General features: G+C 49.9%; 13 protein-coding genes. 6 read left to right on the top strand and 7 right to left on the bottom strand.

The annotated features are described in order from the left end of the window. The first annotated feature begins 47 nt into the window (after nt 1-47). Nucleotides 48-863 (top strand): bifunctional DNA-formamidopyrimidine glycosylase/DNA-(apurinic or apyrimidinic site) lyase, encoded by an 816-nt coding sequence (mutM, locus tag K4H28_RS15845; RefSeq protein ID WP_221006097.1) that lies wholly within the window; start codon nt 48-50, stop codon nt 861-863. 83 nt (nt 864-946) lie between these two features. Then, nucleotides 947-2,950 carry a dynamin family protein gene (locus K4H28_RS15840; protein ID WP_221006096.1) on the top strand — a complete coding sequence of 668 codons (2,004 nt, stop codon included), beginning with the start codon at nt 947-949 and terminating at the stop codon, nt 2,948-2,950. Between the two features lie 100 nt (nt 2,951-3,050). Here K4H28_RS15840 and K4H28_RS15835 read toward each other — a convergent pair whose 3' ends face one another. The 3 genes from K4H28_RS15835 to K4H28_RS15825 form a co-directional block, all read right to left on the bottom strand. Next, nucleotides 3,051-4,076: an alpha/beta hydrolase family protein gene (locus K4H28_RS15835; RefSeq protein ID WP_221006095.1), complete on the bottom strand. Its 1,026-nt coding sequence runs from the start codon at nt 4,074-4,076 to the stop codon at nt 3,051-3,053. Nucleotides 4,077-4,110: 34 nt separating this feature from the next. After that, nucleotides 4,111-4,977 (bottom strand): AraC family transcriptional regulator, encoded by an 867-nt coding sequence (locus tag K4H28_RS15830; protein WP_221006094.1) that lies wholly within the window; start codon nt 4,975-4,977, stop codon nt 4,111-4,113. 901 nt (nt 4,978-5,878) lie between these two features. Beyond that, nucleotides 5,879-6,355, bottom strand: a complete 477-nt coding sequence (locus K4H28_RS15825) for a hypothetical protein (protein ID WP_221006093.1) — start codon at nt 6,353-6,355, stop codon at nt 5,879-5,881. A 218-nt stretch (nt 6,356-6,573) separates the two neighbouring features. On the opposite strand from K4H28_RS15825, the gene K4H28_RS15820 reads away from it, so the two are divergent. After that, nucleotides 6,574-7,727, top strand: a protein-coding gene (locus K4H28_RS15820; RefSeq protein ID WP_221006092.1) for an IS3 family transposase whose coding sequence is annotated in 2 segments (ribosomal slippage) — nt 6,574-6,814 and nt 6,814-7,727 — 1,155 coding nt in all. Because the reading frame shifts where the segments join, the coding sequence is not laid out codon by codon here. 243 nt (nt 7,728-7,970) lie between these two features. Here K4H28_RS15820 and K4H28_RS15815 read toward each other — a convergent pair. After that, the gene (locus K4H28_RS15815; RefSeq protein ID WP_221008075.1) at nt 7,971-9,260 is read right to left on the bottom strand and encodes a tryptophan--tRNA ligase; all 1,290 of its coding nucleotides are present in this window, start codon (nt 9,258-9,260) and stop codon (nt 7,971-7,973) included. A gap of 263 nt (nt 9,261-9,523) precedes the next feature. On the opposite strand from K4H28_RS15815, the gene K4H28_RS15810 reads away from it, so the two are divergent. From K4H28_RS15810 to K4H28_RS15800, 3 genes are all read left to right on the top strand, one after another. Next, complete coding sequence (locus tag K4H28_RS15810; protein WP_255573561.1) at nt 9,524-10,291, top strand: copper homeostasis protein CutC; 768 nt, start codon at nt 9,524-9,526, stop codon at nt 10,289-10,291. Between the two features lie 104 nt (nt 10,292-10,395). Beyond that, nucleotides 10,396-11,181, top strand: a complete 786-nt coding sequence (locus K4H28_RS15805) for a 3-hydroxybutyrate dehydrogenase (protein WP_221006091.1) — start codon at nt 10,396-10,398, stop codon at nt 11,179-11,181. A gap of 61 nt (nt 11,182-11,242) precedes the next feature. After that, on the top strand, nt 11,243-12,346 hold the full coding sequence (locus K4H28_RS15800; protein ID WP_221006090.1) for a patatin-like phospholipase family protein: 1,104 nt from the start codon (nt 11,243-11,245) through the stop codon (nt 12,344-12,346). A gap of 53 nt (nt 12,347-12,399) precedes the next feature. Here the strand turns inward: K4H28_RS15800 and K4H28_RS15795 are convergent, their stop codons facing one another. The 3 genes from K4H28_RS15795 to K4H28_RS15785 form a co-directional block, all read right to left on the bottom strand. Further along, nucleotides 12,400-13,446 (bottom strand): oxidoreductase, encoded by a 1,047-nt coding sequence (locus K4H28_RS15795; protein ID WP_221006089.1) that lies wholly within the window; start codon nt 13,444-13,446, stop codon nt 12,400-12,402. A 238-nt stretch (nt 13,447-13,684) separates the two neighbouring features. Then, nucleotides 13,685-14,134: a GNAT family N-acetyltransferase gene (locus tag K4H28_RS15790; RefSeq protein ID WP_221006088.1), complete on the bottom strand. Its 450-nt coding sequence runs from the start codon at nt 14,132-14,134 to the stop codon at nt 13,685-13,687. A gap of 60 nt (nt 14,135-14,194) precedes the next feature. Next, nucleotides 14,195-16,411 (bottom strand): ATP-binding protein, encoded by a 2,217-nt coding sequence (locus tag K4H28_RS15785; RefSeq protein WP_221006087.1) that lies wholly within the window; start codon nt 16,409-16,411, stop codon nt 14,195-14,197. Nucleotides 16,412-16,502: the final 91 nt, after the last annotated feature.

The raw sequence follows: 16,502 nt of genomic DNA, 5'->3' as shown, positions 1-16,502 counted from the left end.
AGGTAAACTTGGGGCGAAAGTCCAACTAGCAAGCTGCGAGACACCTTATGCCCGAATTACCCGAAGTAGAAACGACCCGCCGCGGCATTCACGATCACCTACTGAATACCACAGTGAGCGAGTTGATTATTCGCAACGGCCGCTTGCGCTGGCCAGTACCAAGCGATTTACCTGAATTACTTCGTGGAAAAACAATATACAGCATAGCTCGCCGCGCCAAATATTTGCTACTGGGATTTGAGCACGGCACACTGATTATTCACTTGGGCATGTCGGGCAGCTTGCGCGTTTTAACTGAAGCCTTCCCTGCAGAAAAACATGACCATATCGATTTAATTCTCAATAACGGCAAAAGGCTTAGGTATCACGACCCACGTCGCTTTGGATCTTGGCTGTGGTGCAATACCCCAACTAAAGAACACCCACTCTTAAAAGCACTGGGGCCTGAGCCTTTATCTAGTGACTTTGATGCCCCCTATTTATTCACCAAACTCAGCGCCCGTAAAACTGCGATCAAACAGCTCATTATGGATAACGCGATGGTGGTCGGGGTCGGCAATATTTACGCCTCCGAATCCCTGTTTCGCGCCTGCATTGCGCCAACGCGCAGCGGCAACAGCCTCAGTCTGTCTGAAGTCACACTGTTGGTTACTGCCATAAAAGAAACACTCCATGAAGCGATTGCTGCAGGCGGCAGCACTTTGAAGGATTATGTTGATAGTGATGGGCGCGAAGGCTATTTTATGATCAATAGCTATGTGTATGGTCGAGCCGAACAGCCTTGCCGGCTATGCGGTACAACAATAAAGACAATTCGACAAGGTCAGCGAGCGACATTCTTTTGTACGCAATGCCAGCATTGACAATAAATATGGCAAGCGGCATAAAGCAACACTAATATTGATGCAGATGACATCTGCGTAGCGCTGCAGCGCGAGGGGTATGAATGAGTACAGATTTCCTAAAACAAGAAGAAGTCGCCGCCAATGACCATTTGGTCGCGGATTTTCAGGCCTACAGCGCATGGCGCGGCTCATTAACACAATCGATTGCCCAGCTTTCGCGCTGGCTGTCTGAGCAAGACTTGAACGACTCGCAAACCACCTTGCGGATTCAAGGTCTGGTTGATCGCCTCAAAGAAGATAAACTCAATATCGCCTTTGTCGCCGAGTTTTCGCGCGGCAAATCAGAACTCATTAACGCGATTTTCTTCGCGCATTACGGCAAACGCATTCTGCCATCGAGCGCCGGCCGCACGACGATGTGCCCAACCGAGCTATTACACGACGGTTCGCGCGCACCTTGCCTGCAATTGCTGCCGATTGAAACGCGTGGCGACAATGTCACCACCGTTGAATACCGTAATTACCATGATGAATGGCACAATATTCCATTGAATATCGACGACGCCGATTCAATGCAAGAGGCCTTCAAAGAAATCGGCCGCACCCAGCGCGTGAACGCTGATACGGCCAAGAAATTTGGCCTCTACGACGAAAGCGACCCGGATCAAGTTGTTGCACTCGATAAAAATGGCGAAGTCGAAATTCCGTGCTGGCGTCATGCGATTATCAATTTCCCACACCCGCTGCTCGAACAAGGCTTGGTCATTCTAGACACGCCAGGTTTGAACGCGATTGGTACCGAGCCCGAATTGACGCTCAATCTGCTACCGAACGCGCATGCGATTTTGTTTATTTTGGCGGCCGACACCGGCGTCACCAAATCAGACATCGAAGTTTGGCGCAATCACATTGTGCGCAACCAAAGCGGCAAACGTGGCCGTTTGGTCGTACTCAATAAAATTGACGGTCTTTGGGACGACTTACGCAGCAGCGCTGAAATCGAAGCTGAGATCGCCAAGCAAGTCAAAACCACCGCCGATCTTTTGGCGATGCCAAGCACGCAAATTTATCCGGTTTCGGCACAAAAAGCCTTGCTCGCCAAAGTACAAAATGACGACGCATTACTAACCAAATCGTGCCTCTTGTCACTTGAACGCGCGCTATCGGATGATTTGCTGCCGGGCAAACAAGACATCGTCCGCGATGCAACGCAATCCGAAGTCGAAGACGTTGTATCGTCAATTCGTTCGATTTTGCAAGCGCGCCAAGACGGTGTGAAAGAACAGCTCACTGAACTCACTGGCCTGCGCGGCAAGAACCAAGACGTCATCGCGCAAATGATGGCCAAAGTGCAAGAAGACAAAAAGCACTTTGAACAAGGCTTAGTTCGTTTCCAAGCGTTGCGCTCCGTGTTTACCCAGCAGACTAACAAACTATTTTCTTTGCTCGGTAAAGACGCGCTCAAAGCCGAAATCGAACGCATCCGCGACCAAATGGATCGCAGCCTATTCTCGTTCGGCGAAGGTGGTTTACGTTCGACGATGGATAAATTCTTCATCGACGTGAATGGCTCGATTGCCAAATCGGCCGAACAAGTGGCCGAAATTCAAGCGATGATGGCGGCGATGTACAAGAAATTCAGCGAAGAGCACGGTCTAGGCCAAGTGACGCCACCGCCGTTTTCAACACTGAAATACCACAAAGAACTCGCGCGACTGGAAAAATCATTCCGCGAGCATTTCAACACCGTTGGCAACTTGCTCACCACCAGCCAAGGCCGCTTGACGCGCAAATTCTTCGAAACCGTCGCCAGCCGTGTGGTGTATGTGTTTGAAGTCGCCAACCGCGATGTGGAAAACTGGCTCAAAGCCGTGATGGCGCCGATGGAAACGCAAGTGCGCGAACATCAATTGCAATTGCGCCGCCGCCTTGAAAGCATTAAACGCATTCATAACGCGACTAATACCTTGGAAGATCGTATCCAAGAATTGGATGAAATGAACCGTCAGCTCACCGACCAAATCGCCGAACTGAACGGCAAATTGCGCCAAGTCTACGGCGCACTGCATGCAGAAATGCAGGATTTCGCCGCGAAAGCCGCATAAGCTTTTGTAGTCCGAAACGAAAACGCAGCTCGAAATGAGCTGCGTTTTTTGACCTCACAAATCCATGCTGTATTCAACCGCAGTCCTTCATGAACAATCGCTACACACAAATACCCGAAGATTGAAAGAAACTCACTGCCAACTCAGCCGTTTGTTGATGGATTAAACGCCGCTCCACCATCGCATCATCACAACACAATTCGGGCAAGTATTGCTTCCCCGCAGGCGTCGCTTCGCACAGATATACATAATGATTGACCGCCTCATCCAGCACGGTTAACTTGGCCGCTGGAATCAGCTGCGCCAGATACATACCATTGCTTTTTGCAGGTGCAATTTGATCGCCCGCCGCGACAACGATATGCAACGGAATATCAATCTGGGCGACACCATCCGAAGTAAACACGTGACCTAAAGCAGTATTTAGCAACAAGACAGCGCGAACCCGTGGGTCCTTATACGACAAAGCATGTCGCTCCAACTCCAGATTAAATTCGGGATCACTGGCGATTAATTGTTCTCGCATCGCCAGTAAGCTTGAAAACTCTGGCGGAGCATCACACGAAGCATCGCGCTCATCGCTACTGCAAAAACGATACAATTCCGATAAATTACAAATTCCGCCCGCCACCGCCAACGCGGTGTACCCGCCCAATGAAAAGCCCGCAGCCGCGATTTTTTCAGCGGCAATCACTTCGCCAAACTCAACATGATCAAGCATAAAATCAATAACACGACTCAAGTCTGTCGCTCGCTCCCACCACAATAAAAAACCCTGCGGCAGATAAGGCTCCATACAAGTATTGCCATGATGCGAAATAGCAGCCGCGACAAAGCCTTGCGAAGCCAAATGCCGTCCTAGCCAGCCCATTTGCAAGCCCGAACCGCCAGTGCCGTGTGAGAGCACAATCAGCGGCCATTTGCCAGCCAACAATGGCGCATCTTTGGCGATGCCTTCAATCTGAAACAAACCTTCTTCACCACCAAAATAATGGGTTTGCTCAACTGCGCTATCGATTGCCGGATACCACACATCCAGCGACATCGGTCGAGCCCCTAGGCCTGCCCAGTGGGGTCTACTGGCATCTTGAAAAAATAATGTTTGGCTACCCGCTTTATAAGTCATCTGATCTCGCTCAAAATATTTAGCAAAACAAAACTTAATCGGCCAGCGCCAGCCACACTTCTGTTCGCAAATCTTTCGGCTCGGTATTACACGGATCATTGAGATATAACTCAATCCCCGGCACAGGGAGCGGCATTTCACCGCTTTGTGGCAACCAAACTCCAATCAGCCATTTATAAGCCTGCTCTAACTCGCTATAAGCACCACGATGCTCAATGACCGCATAACGACCTGCCGTGATTTGCACTTTTTGTAAATCAGCTGGCAAGGCGCCCTGCTCCGTAATTTCCACACACGCATCTGAACGTAATTCAGCCCCCACAACACCTTGCCGCACATCATATGGATCATCGTGATAAAGACCAAACCAGCGCGCATCAGGCAAAGCAGGTAGCGTTGGCAAAGCCAATTCCAGCAGACTAAATGCTTCACCAATATTCAAATACGGACCTAGATGTCGCCGCGCCGCCAAATGGATAGGGGCGCTAATCGAACGAATTTCAACGCTATACATATCGATCTCCGGAGTGAGTTTAAATTGGAGGCTTAGCTGCAAACGCTGACGACGATACACACCAGGGGTGACACCATACGCAGCGGCAAATGAGCGTACAAAAGCCGCACTACTTTGATACCCAGCACGCTGGGCAACGCGCGATAAAGGTAGCTCGCCCGCCTCAACTAAATCACGCGAGGCAAAATGCAAACGCAAACGCTGTTGCGTCGCCTTCACCGTTTCACCCATCATTTCCCGATAAATACGGTGAAAATGAAAGGGAGAAAAGTGCGCGACCTCCGCCAATTGTTCGGTCGTATACACCCGCAGCGGGTCTTGCCACAAGGTTTGCACCACGCGCATCAAGCGCCGCGTGTAGTCTTGCATCGTACTGGCTTTGCTCATACCTCCTCCAAGCAGCAAGTGTAGGTAAAGGAAATTGATTTAGGTTGCGAAGTTTGGGGGGGTGTATGGATGAGCCGTAGGCGTTATCCGCCCCCCCCTTGCTTGATGATTCATTCGGTAGCGATTTTATCGCACTGGATTGGCGGGTGTGACCCGCTGCACTCACTTTTCTTGCTTCGCCAAGAAAAGTAAGCAAAAGAAGGCGACCCTAGTATCTGCGTCCGGCTACGCCGGATGCCCTCGCTACGCACAATCGAGGCGGTTGCGGTCAAAACTCGGCCTGCGGCCTCAAACATTGACCACAAAAACCCCGCCCCGCTTGTTCCTCGCTCGGCGCGACACAAGGGATCTCGCGTAACTCAACGAGGTTTGAAATTAATTAGATGTATTGCCTTCTAGACATTGTTAATCAATGGCTGCAATTAAATACATCGATACCACCTTAGACTCGTCATTCCGGCGTAGGCCGGAATCCAGCGGCAATACCAACCAAAACGATGCTCTGGATACCAGCATTCGCCGGTATGACGACAAATACAAAATTCAGCCCTGATTGCCCAATCACCAGCACGATACCAAGCACGCCAATGGTGGATTCATGGTTTTAAAATCCCGTTTAAGCGCACCGAAGCACGAAGGGAGACAAACGGACTCATCGTTTGGCTCACGCCACGCGAGGGCATCGGGGACCGATGCGCGCCCGGGGCTCGTTTTCTTTGGTTCGTTTCTTTTGGAGAAGCAAAAGAAATGAACCTGCCGCACGCAGCCCGCGCCCAAAAACCACTCGGCGCAGCCGCATAAAAAACAAAACCACCAGAATGAATCGGGCGGTTGTTTTGTCGCGGTAAACGTTGGGCTGCGCAAACTTAGTCCAACCTACGGTGCTTAGCTAAGCTCCATGTTAAAAGCTGGGCGATTTGGCATGAAGTCGAATTATATGACGCATGAAAGAAGATGAAATTTCAAACACAAACTCAATTTCTTCTTCCACCACAGCATCGTCGTGCTTGATATATGTATTTTGATATTTCGCGTAGTAGTCGATTAGCTTCGAGAACATGTTTGAAAACTCTTTTGAACCACCTGCTTCACTAACGAAACTGCCAACATGGCCCAGCTGATTTTCAAGCGATTTTTCGTTCTTAAAAACGTTCTTTAGCAATAGCTCCAAGCTGAGTCGGAGATCATCAAGCAGGTTTCTGCTAAAAATTCCATGTTTGTATTTATGAATTGCCTGCAAGTACAACTCTAGTGCATTAGGAAAACTGTCGAGCCAGTGACGAGTTTCTTCGGTAAGCGACTCATTAAGTTTAGAAAATTCGTCTTTTGGTGCTAGATGTGCAAATTGGGAGACCAGTTTTACTTTTAGCGATTTCAACTCATCATATTGCTTGTTGGAGAACGTTCGATGATCACAAAGCTCTCTCACGATCTTGAACTGAAGAGGCGGTGGGAAGCACTTCAAATTGTCTAGAAGCGCCGTTCGTTTATTTGGGGCATCAAATGGATACGCCGCATGAGGTATATTGATGTTTGAATCGCCCCGGGTTTCCTAGACACCTAAAGAGCCTCAAAATGAGGTAATTAGGAGGTCTTATGAGCAAATCTAATCGCTACACCGAAGAGTTCAAAATCGAAGCCGTCAAGCAAGTGACAGAACGCAACTATCCTGTCGCAGAAGTCGCTGAGCGACTGGGGGTTTCAGGGCATAGCATCTACAGCTGGATTAAGCGCTACGCCACGCCTTTACCAGAACAACCGCAAACAACTACTCAGCAGGATGAAATTCGGCAACTAAAAGCTGAACTACGTCGAGTAACTGAAGAGCGTGACATCCTAAAAAAGGCCGCCGCGTACTTTGCCAAGCTATCCGGGTAAGGTACGCCTTCATTCGTGACCATCAAGCACTACATCCAGTTCGACGGCTCTGCCAGATGATGCAAGTCCATCCCAGCGGCTACTACGCTTGGCTGCAACGACCACAATCATTGCGCACGATTGATGACCAGCGCTTGACTGGCATCATCACTGAAGCGTGGCAAGAAAGCGGCTGCGTCTATGGTTATCGCAAGATTAATGATGACTTGCGTGATATGGGCGAACAATGTGGCAAGCATCGCGTCGCGCGCTTAATGCGCTTAGCTGGCCTTCGTTCACAAACAGGCTATCGTCGTCGACGTGGTTTTTATGGTGGCAAGCCCACCGTAACGGCACCAAACCATTTGGCTCGGCAATTCAATGTCGATACACCTAATCAGGTTTGGGTGACTGACATTACCTATATTCGCACACACGAAGGTTGGCTTTATTTGGCCGCAGTATTGGATTTGTTCTCAAGACAGGTTGTTGGTTGGTCGATGGGCGCGCGGATGGACCGTGAGTTGGCGATTAAAGCTTTATTAATGGCGGTTTGGCGACGTCAGCCCAAGCAAGAGGTCTTAGTGCATTCGGACCAAGGCAGCCAATTCAGTAGTTATGATTGGCAGGATCTACTGCGTGTGCATAATTTAAAACCGAGCATGAGTCGGCGTGGCAATTGCCATGACAATGCGGTCGCGGAAAGTTTCTTCCAGCTATTGAAGCGGGAACGAATCAAACGACAAACCTACCGTAATCGAGAGGAGGCACGTCGAGATGTGTTCAATTATATCGAGATGTTTTACAACCCCAAGCGCCGCCATAGTTTCAATAATGGGCTATCACCAGTAGAGTATGAAAAGCAGTATTTCGAAAGGCTCGGCAGTGTCTAGAAAACTCGAGGCGATTCAGTTGTATTCAACAGCATAAGCGTTCAAGGCTTTCACAACCTCACTTCCGCTCAATCCACGACCAGTATCAGCCAAGATGTCCGCAGCGAAGCTCAAAAAAGGGAGGGGGATATGCGACACGAGATGTTTAGCCTCTTACATGAAATTGCGCAGGAGAAATAAGAAAAAAATACTCCATCAACTAACAGGATAAGGCGCAACGCCACAGCATTGCGCCCCACCTCATCACTCCACCGTTAACGCCACCAGCGCCGCAGCCACATCATCACTCGTCACGCCTTCAGCCAACGCCACTGGCGCATCTGCTGGCAGCGCAGCGGCGCTCTTCAAACGCCCCACCCATTGCCCCGCATCTTTACCCGAAGCAAAGCCTGAACTCGTCAACAACAAACGCCCAGCCGCATCGCTGAAATTAAAGTAAAACTGGCCATCTTCCAGACGGAATTGCTTAAACGTTGGCAAGGCGATCTTGACGGCTTTTTCTTTCACTGCGGGCAGCGCGTTCATTTTGCGCAGGCCGACCGCTTCGCGCACTGTACGCAGTAGCGGCGCGGCAATCGCGCGGGCTTTGGCGGCACCGATTTGAAGCAATTCTTCGATTTGCTCTGGGTGCGCCATCAAGGCTTGGTATTTATCGCGCATCGGGCCGATGTGCGCGTCGATCAATTCAACCAATTGCTTTTTCGCATCGCCCCAGCCAAGGCCAGCAACCAAATCAGCGCGAAATTTTGCCGCTTGCTCGGGTGTCGCGAACGCTTCATAAATCGTCACCAAATGGCATTCTGGGTCTTTCGGCTCGCCCGGCAATAGGCTGTTGGTGACAATCTTCGCCACGGCATCTTTCAATGCTTTCGCGCCACCTTCAAATAGCGGAATCGTATTGTCGTACGATTTGCTCATTTTGCGACCATCCAAGCCCGGCAGCGTGGCGACTTGTTCTTCGATGTGCGCTTCGGGTAAGACAAAGAAATCCTTGCCTTGGCCAAACAGGTGATTGAAACGCGCCGCAACGTCGCGGGTCATTTCGATGTGCTGAATTTGATCGCGGCCCACCGGCACTTTATGCGGGTTAAACAGCAAAATATCGGCGGCCATCAGAATCGGGTAGCAAAACAAACCCATCGTGATGCCCGCATCTGGATCTTCACCCGCGGCTTCATTGGCGTCGGTGCTGCCTTTGTAGGCGTGCGCGCGGTTCATTTGGCCTTTGGCGGTCACACAGGTGAGCAGCCAATTGAGTTCGGTCACTTCGGGTACGTCGGATTGGCGATAGAACGTCACGCGTTCAGGGTCGAGCCCGGCAGCAAGCCATGTCGCAGCGATTTCAAGGCGCGAGCGCTCAATGCGCGCTGGGTCATCGCACTTAATCAGCGCGTGATAATCGGCCATAAAAAAGAAACAGTCGCTATCGGGCTGTTGGCTGGCGACAATCGCCGGGCGAATCGCGCCGACATAATTGCCCAAATGCGGTGTACCCGTCGTGGTAATGCCCGTTAAAACACGCAAACTCATCACAAATCCTTTAAAAAACGCATAACACAATGGCGGCAAGTCTAGCAGGCGAGGCGGGGGCGTGTCAGCAGAATGCGGCCACTGCAATTTTGCTCAAGCAATACAATGATGTATATCAATCAAGCCAATGCCAATCAAAGCATCAAGAGCAATACCCAATCTCACCCCCCACTGGGTTTTGATCAACGTCGCAAGCGGTATTCTTGCTAATTACAAACACGATGCACTGGTTGATAATCAAGACTTCTCTACCAAGGACATTCGCGATGATGAGCACTCAACAAGCCCCGATCACCCTCGAAATTTGTGCCGGTTCGGTGACCTCTTGCCTTGCGGCGCAGGAAGGCGGCGCGCAGCGGGTTGAGTTTTGCGACAACTTGCTTGAAGGCGGCACAACGCCCTCCTACGGCCAGCTCGCCGCGGCGCGTGATCGCTTGTGGATTACGCTGAACGTGATTATCCGCCCGCGTGGTGGCGATTTTTTGTACAGCGATGTTGAATTTGAAGTGATGGAGCGCGATGTATTGGCGTGCAAAAAGATCGGTGTCGATGGTATTGTCATCGGGCTATTAACAAGCGATGGCCGCATCGACATACCCCGCACTAAGCGCTTGGTTGAACTGGCCGCCCCGATGCAAGTGACGTTCCACCGCGCATTTGACGTGGCTTGCAATCCTGAACAAGCACTCGAAGACATCATCGCCACCGGCTGCAATCGATTACTGTCCAGCGGCCAAGCTGCGACGGCTTTAGAGGGCGCGGCCTTACTCAAAAAACTGCAAGCACAAGCGGGTGATCGACTGATCGTGATGCCTGGCGCGGGCGTGCGCGGGCACAATATTGCGCAATTGGTCACAGAAACGGGCTGCCGAGAATTTCACAGCTCGGGCCGCGCACCGTTCCCAAGCGGCATGACCTATCGCAATCCCAGCGTCAAAATGGGTGCGCCGGGGCAAGATGAATACAGCATCGTCGAAACCAGCGCGGATTTGGTGCGGGAGTTACTAACCAATGCCAATTTAGCGCTCGAATGAACCACTGAGAAAAATTAACAAAAGCTTTCTCTAAAACGTGTATTTTTAATGATTTTCATGTATGTTTTTGAAACATTAAAATCTAAATCACGTCAGGAAAGCTTATGTCACTTCAAGGTAAAGTTGCACTCATCACCGGCTCGACCAGCGGCATTGGCTTAGGTATCGCCAAAGCACTCGCCCAACAAGGTGCAACGCTGGTCTTGAACGGCCTTGGCGATCCCGTTGAAATCGAAAAAATTCGCGCTGATTTAGCGGCAGAGTTCGGCGTTGACGTGTATTTCATCGGCGCTGACCTCACAAAAACTGCTGCAGTTGAAGCGATGATTCGCGAAGTTGAGTCCACCTGCGGGCAACTGGATATTCTGGTCAACAATGCCGGCATGCAATACGTCAGCCCGATCGAAGACTTCCCACCAGAGAAATACGATCTAATCATTGCACTGAATTTATCCGCCGCCTTCCACGCGATTCGTTTGGCCGTACCCGGCATGAAAGCGCGCGGCTGGGGACGAATTATTAACGTCGCGTCTGCTCATGCACTGGTCGCTTCGCCATTCAAATCAGCGTATGTGGCATCGAAACACGCAATTTTAGGTCTGACTAAAACCGTCGCGCTCGAAGTCGCCGAACACGGTATCACCGCCAACGCCATTTGCCCCGGCTATGTGATGACACCGCTCGTGCAAAAACAAATCCCCGACACCGCCAAAGCTCGCGGCATTACCGAAGAAGAAGTCATTCGCGACGTATTGCTCTACGCACAATCGACGAAAAAATTTGTTGAAGTTGAAGAGCTAGGCGCACTTGCAGCGTTTTTATGCTCGGACGGTGCACGATCAATGACTGGCATTGCTTTGCCTGTTGATGGCGGCTGGACAGCTCATTAAGCATGACTACCCATAGGCGTAAACTAAGCCGCGCCTACAATTCACTCCAATAGGAATAATAATGGCCGTTAAAAAAAGAAAAATCGCGATCACCTGCCAAGGTGGTGGTAGCCAAACTGCATTTACTGCTGGCGCACTCAAAGCGCTTTATGACAATGGTTTTGACGACCATTTCGAGCTGGTCAGCATTACTGGTACTTCGGGCGGCGCATTGTGCGCGACACTGATTTGGTACGCACTACTCAAAAAAGACGCATACATTCCGAAACGGATGCTCGATTTGTGGGCTGACAATACAGCGAGCTCCGACGCTGAGTTGCGTTTTAACGACTACCTTGTCGACTCAATGCGCAAAGTGAATAGTGGCCAAATGCCGCAATTTAACATCAGCCCTTATTCACCGCTGATGCAGATGATGAGCACGATGACGGGCAAACAATTCCGTCCTAACTTTACTGATTTCCGTGGTCTACTCGAATCCCATATCGATTTTGCCGAACTCAAAGCAATGGGCCCAAATACCGATATGCCCGCATTGATTTTGGGCGCAGCCGAAGTATTGACCGGCCAATTGGCGAAATTTAACTCACGAACGGAGGCGATTCGCGTTGAGCATATTTTATCGTCTTGCGCGGTGCCCAATATCTTTGAAGCGGTTGAGTTTGACGGTAAAGCTTATTGGGATGGTCTGTTCTCAGACAACCCACCGGTTGATGAAGTGATTAAGCCGATCTATGTGGGCGAAAACAATATTCCGGAAGAAATCTGGGTGATCAAAATCAACCCAAATGGCTGCAAAACAGTACCCAAGTCACCCGAAGCGATTTCTGATCGCCGCAATGAAATGATCGGCAATATGTCTTTATTCCAGCAATTGGCTGGCATTCGTACACTAAATGAATTGCTTTTGAAGAAAGCATTTACACCTGAGTTTTTAGCGCAAAACGGGGTAAAAGACGCCATTAATATCCCGCGTTGCCTCAGCTCTGACGATATTCGCCCTTACCATATTCCATTTATTGAAATGTCGGCCGAGCTGCAAGACAAACTCGATTACGAAAGCAAGCTCGACCGCAGCCCGAAAAACATTCTGCCATTGATGGCCGATGGCGAATCACAAGGCAAGCTGTTTATTGCTGAACGGATTGCTGCGCTGAAGCCATAAACGAGTGCAGCCAATTTTAAAAAAGCCCCGATCATTTTCGGGGCTTTTTCATTTTAAATCAGAGCAATTCGACGCCCTTCGGCATCGCTTTGCCGGGCAATATCTAAAATCCGCATCACATCTCTCGCTTGCAAGGTAGTGACAGGGCTTTGTTGCTGATTGAGCAGCGCATCACGGATTCCGGCGTAATAGGCAGCGTAATTGCCTTGTGGCAAGGCATGGTTTTTTGTTGTGATTTGATCGTTGCAACTAACAAATTGCTGCGCTTGTCGATCATCGACACCCCACCCGACTGAGTCGGGTAGTAAGCCCGCCTTGAGCCAAGTCTCTTGCATATCTAAACCCGCAACAGACCACGCGCCTTGCGTGCCTTGCACCAAGAAACGCGGCGTGCCGCCACTGACCAAGGTGCTCGCGGCTAAGACCGCGCGCATTTTGGCGTAGTGGAAAATCACATGAAAATCATCAACCGCCTGCGCGCCATGGCGGCGTAGCGCCAAATCGGCTGTGACTGCCGCCGGCATGCCAAATAATTGCAAGGTTTGATCAATCAGATGAGGGCCAAGGTCGTACCACAGGCCAGCACCAGCGACATTGGCTTCCCGCCAGCGTTTTTTGACTTCAGGGCGATAGCGATCAAAACGCGAGGTAAACTCAACGATTTGCCCTAGCTCGCCACTGCGAACGATGTCGCACAGCGCCATATAGTCGTTATCCCAACGGCGATTATGAAAGACTGACAGCAGTAAACCCGCGCGCTCAGCACGCACCCACAGGTCTTCGGCTTCGCGCAAATCCAAGGTGAATGGCTTGTCGATCACGACGTGTTTACCAGCAGCAATCGCAGCACGTGCGAGCGGATGGTGCGTATCGTTCGGTGAAGCAATCACCACTAAATCAACACCGGGATGCGCTAACAATCGGTCAGGCTCGGTTTTCACCACGATATCCGGCCAATCGGCCAAGACATCGGCTGGGCGCGCGCTGGCAATCGCCACCAAGCTCAAACCGGGCGTTGCATTAATCAACGGGGCATGGAAAGTTTTACCCGAATAGCCATAACCAATCAGGCCAACACGTAATAATTTTTTCTTCGTCATTTAATTCAAATAGCATTCAATGAGTCAATCTTATAGCAGAAAAAAATTAAAAACTCGCTAAGTAAAAACCGTTATTTCACTGATTTGATTAAAAAAACCAAAGAAAATAAGAAACCATCGAATTAACTGACGCGAAACAAGCTGATAAATAAAAAATAATTTCATAGCTTGAAAATAAGCTTTCCTGCACCGAAAAATGACAAAAGCATTTATATTTGTATTGACCCTAATCCGTCATTTAAACAGCATGCCATAGCATATCAACATGCAAGATGCCGTCTTCATCGTATTCGTCCGAGACGGTCACAAATCCATGACGAGCGTAAAATCGTTGCAGATGCGATTGCGCGCCGATTCGATTGGGCTGATTGGGGTATTGTTCTGCCGCGCCGGTGAGGCCAGCCTGCAGCAACTGATTGCCCAAACCGGTGCCGCGCAAATCAGACACCGCAATCACTCGGCCAATGGATGGCTCGGGGAATTTTAAACCAGGGGGGACTAAGCGCAAGCAGGCAACGATGTTGCCATCGAGCCAGCCTAAGAGATGCGTAGAAACCCGATCAAGCTCATCGATATCGGGATAGGCGCAGTTTTGTTCTACTACAAACACTCGCTGCCGTAAAAGTAGATACTGAAACAACGTATCAGCATCAAAATCTGCAAATGTATACCAGCGCCAGTTCAGCATCTTCGCCCTCCCAAAATTCAAAACAAGCTGGGGATTATAGGCTGAACTGACGAAACCGCGCTAAGCGTCTTTTGGATGGACTTTGATCGGAGCCTGTAAAGGCAGTTGAATCGTAAACGTGGTGCCGTGGTTTATTTCACTGACGACATCGATCTGCCCGCCAAGAATCGACGTCACTAAGTTATACACAATACTTAAACCCAAGCCTGAGCCGCCCTGCCCCAATTTAGTCGTAAAGAAAGGCTCAAAAATATGCGACAAATGCTCAGGGTCTATACCCAAGCCATCATCATGAACGACTAGCTTTACCCTGTTGGACGTCATCATCTCGGCACTTATCGTTACTTTACCGCGCTCACGGCCGACAAAGCCGTGGGTTTCTGCGTTGGCAATCAAATTATTCAGTGTTTGCACCAAGGCACCCGGATAGCTATCAAACTGCAATCCATCAGGCACCAAGGGCTCCAGCTCAATATGAGAATCAAACAAAACCTGCATCGTTTGAATCACATGATGCACCGTTTCGGCCAAATCAAAGCTGCGTCGATGATCGCTGGCTTGGTCTACCGCGACCTGCTTAAAGCTATTGACCAAATTAGCAGCTTGGGCCAAGTTGCGGCTTAAAATATCTAAGCCCTGTTGATTCTCACTGACGTATTCAGCCAGCACCGATTTACGCAAAGTATGCTCTTCCAATTGCAGCACCAATTCTTGATTTTTTTCGAGCAAGGTCGAGCTAATCGTGACCCCCACGCCAATGGGCGTATTGAGCTCATGCGCCACCCCGGCGACCAATGCACCGAGTGCAGCCATTTTTTCTGATTCAACCAACATTTTTTGCGTGCTTTTGAGTTGCTCAATTGATTCAAGCAAAGCGGTATTCGCGTGGCTCAATTGCTCGGTTCTCTGCGCGACGGTCTTTTCCAAACCATCGGCTTGGGCTTCAATGGTTTGAAGATACGCATGGCGCTCTTGTGAGGTGGCAGCGACTTGCTCAAAAGACGGTTGCCATGCTTTGGGTACGGTAGGAATTGGTTGCGCAGGATTGCCGATTAATTTATTCAAAAAATCAACCAATCGCAAAGCAGGAAAGGCAAAGTGATGCGACATCAACCAAGTGGCTAGGACTAAAAATCCAATTAAGCCCAATAAAATCCATAGCGTATTTTTTGCTTCTTGATCGGCAAGCAGGCCCAGCTCTTGCGCTGAAAAATACACCAACAGATCCCATTCACTGCCTTTAAGCGGCACACTCATCCAATACCAATTGCCCACCTGATGAATCTTGTTTTTTTCCATCGTATGGCGAGCTAAGAGCAACTGCGCCAATTCGCTAGGCAATACTTTCTCCAGCTTCAGAATATCTTTATTGCTTTGCACCAAACCCACGTCATCGGCAATCACATTCCCCGAGCGATCTACCACCAGCGCGTGCCCCAAATGCCGAGCCGAGCCTTGCAGCACTTCGCCAAACATACGTAAAGTCACATCAGTACCGAGGACGCCAACAAATTCCTTATTAAAATATTGTGGGGCCAGCAAACTCACCATCGCGCCCTTGCCGCCTGCATCGTAATACGGCGCAGTCCATTGCTGCTGATGTTGCGGATTGCGATTGGGCCCGATCATTTGCACGGGCTTGGTGCCGCCAGCATCGAAGATCACCTTCAACGCTTCTTCCATCGTATTGCTTCCTGTGGCTTGCAAAATATCGGCTTCGGGGACATAGGGATACAGTGAAGAAAAATCCTCGCGCGGAGAATAGTAATAGGTCCACTGAAAAAACGGATAGGCCTTATGGGCCGCTTTAATCGCGGGAAAAATCGCCATCGTGGCGGTAATTTCTTTATCTAGCTGGGAATGGCCCTCGGCCTTGGGGCTAACAAATAATGCGCCATAACGATCGCGATCTGCAGCATCCAGTTTACTGCCTGTTAATTCGCCGCTACCTTGGCGACGAACTCCTAGTTCGTTAAGCGATTTCCAATGGCTATCATTGAGCGCCATGTCAGGATTGCTATAAGCATCGATTAATTGCACGCTCAAGCGCTGCAGGTGCGAAGTAGCGATCTGGATGACTTGGGTAAACGCCAGTTGCTGTTGCTGGGTATGCGCCATCACTTCGGCAAAAATCCGCTCTTGCGAAGCCGCCTCAGTGTGCTTTTTATACAGCCACAGCACCGACATGATGGGAATGGCAATGGATAGTAAGAACAACACAAAATTTCGCTGCAAGCGGCGTAGCTGCAATAGGGAAGATGAAGAGCTTGAACTCATGACGAACAAATCGCATCAAACGACGAAGATTCACTATAGATATAAAAAATGGTTTCGTGCCATAGCTTTAAATCAAGATTGATTTGATGCT

It is taken from the genome of Deefgea tanakiae, from assembly GCF_019665765.1.
In the GTDB taxonomy this organism is placed as follows: Bacteria; Pseudomonadota; Gammaproteobacteria; order Burkholderiales; family Chitinibacteraceae; genus Deefgea; species Deefgea tanakiae.
This window is presented reverse-complemented; position numbering and strand designations above follow the sequence as displayed.

What these genes read in the sequence shown, in the direction of transcription:
- mutM (WP_221006097.1), top strand. Translation starts at nt 48, where the DNA reads ATGCCCGAATTACCCGAAGTAGAAACGACCCGCCGCGGCATTCACGAT.
- K4H28_RS15810 (WP_255573561.1), top strand. Translation starts at nt 9,524, where the DNA reads ATGATGAGCACTCAACAAGCCCCGATCACCCTCGAAATTTGTGCCGGT.
- K4H28_RS15800 (WP_221006090.1), top strand. Translation starts at nt 11,243, where the DNA reads ATGGCCGTTAAAAAAAGAAAAATCGCGATCACCTGCCAAGGTGGTGGT.
- K4H28_RS15840 (WP_221006096.1), top strand. Translation starts at nt 947, where the DNA reads ATGAGTACAGATTTCCTAAAACAAGAAGAAGTCGCCGCCAATGACCAT.
- K4H28_RS15795 (WP_221006089.1), bottom strand. Translation starts at nt 13,446, where the DNA reads ATGACGAAGAAAAAATTATTACGTGTTGGCCTGATTGGTTATGGCTAT.
- K4H28_RS15790 (WP_221006088.1), bottom strand. Translation starts at nt 14,134, where the DNA reads ATGCTGAACTGGCGCTGGTATACATTTGCAGATTTTGATGCTGATACG.
- K4H28_RS15805 (WP_221006091.1), top strand. Translation starts at nt 10,396, where the DNA reads ATGTCACTTCAAGGTAAAGTTGCACTCATCACCGGCTCGACCAGCGGC.
- K4H28_RS15830 (WP_221006094.1), bottom strand. Translation starts at nt 4,977, where the DNA reads ATGAGCAAAGCCAGTACGATGCAAGACTACACGCGGCGCTTGATGCGC.
- K4H28_RS15785 (WP_221006087.1), bottom strand. Translation starts at nt 16,411, where the DNA reads ATGAGTTCAAGCTCTTCATCTTCCCTATTGCAGCTACGCCGCTTGCAG.
- K4H28_RS15835 (WP_221006095.1), bottom strand. Translation starts at nt 4,076, where the DNA reads ATGACTTATAAAGCGGGTAGCCAAACATTATTTTTTCAAGATGCCAGT.